Origin of the sequence: Pseudomonas sp. HMSC063H08 (assembly GCF_001813645.1) — a bacterium.
In the GTDB taxonomy this organism is placed as follows: Bacteria; Pseudomonadota; Gammaproteobacteria; order Pseudomonadales; family Pseudomonadaceae; genus Pseudomonas; species Pseudomonas aeruginosa.
Genome location: NZ_KV813534.1, coordinates 1 through 944, shown reverse-complemented (window position 1 = coordinate 944; position 944 = coordinate 1). Strand labels below are relative to the sequence as shown.

The 944-nt window shown below is 68.2% G+C and carries 1 protein-coding gene; it reads left to right on the top strand.

Annotation, left to right across the window (positions count from 1 at the left end):
• Window positions 1-944 (top strand): amino acid adenylation domain-containing protein (locus HMPREF2924_RS36555; RefSeq protein ID WP_256567973.1); only part of this gene is annotated, 944 nt, incomplete at both ends.

Here is a 944-nt window from a genome sequence, read left to right as displayed (position 1 = left end):
CAGTCGCACCTGAAGCTGCCGCTGGCGCAAGGTGTGCAGCGGATCGACCTGGATCGCGGTGCGCCCTGGTTCGAGGATTACAGTGAGGCGAACCCGGATATTCATCTCGATGGCGAGAACCTCGCCTATGTCATCTACACCTCCGGCTCCACCGGCAAGCCCAAGGGCGCCGGCAACCGCCATTCGGCGCTGAGCAACCGCTTGTGCTGGATGCAGCAGGCCTATGGGCTGGGCGTCGGCGACACGGTGTTGCAGAAGACCCCGTTCAGCTTCGACGTGTCGGTCTGGGAGTTCTTCTGGCCGCTGATGAGCGGGGCGCGTTTGGTGGTGGCCGCGCCGGGCGACCATCGCGATCCGGCGAAGCTGGTGGCGCTGATCAACCGCGAAGGGGTCGACACGCTGCACTTCGTGCCGTCGATGCTGCAGGCCTTCCTGCAGGACGAAGACGTCGCCTCCTGCACCAGCCTGAAACGCATCGTTTGCAGCGGCGAGGCGCTGCCGGCGGACGCCCAGCAGCAGGTGTTCGCCAAGCTGCCGCAGGCCGGCCTCTATAACCTCTATGGCCCGACCGAGGCGGCCATCGACGTCACCCACTGGACCTGCGTGGAGGAGGGCAAGGACGCGGTGCCGATCGGCCGGCCGATCGCCAACCTGGCCTGCTACATCCTCGATGGCAACCTGGAGCCGGTGCCGGTGGGCGTGCTCGGCGAGCTGTACCTGGCCGGTCGGGGCCTGGCCCGTGGCTACCACCAGCGTCCGGGGCTGACTGCCGAGCGTTTCGTCGCCAGCCCGTTCGTGGCTGGGGAGCGGATGTACCGCACCGGCGACCTGGCGCGCTACCGCGCCGACGGGGTGATCGAGTACGCCGGGCGGATCGACCACCAGGTGAAGCTGCGCGGCCTGCGCATCGAGCTGGGCGAGATCGAGGCGCGCCTGCTGGAGCA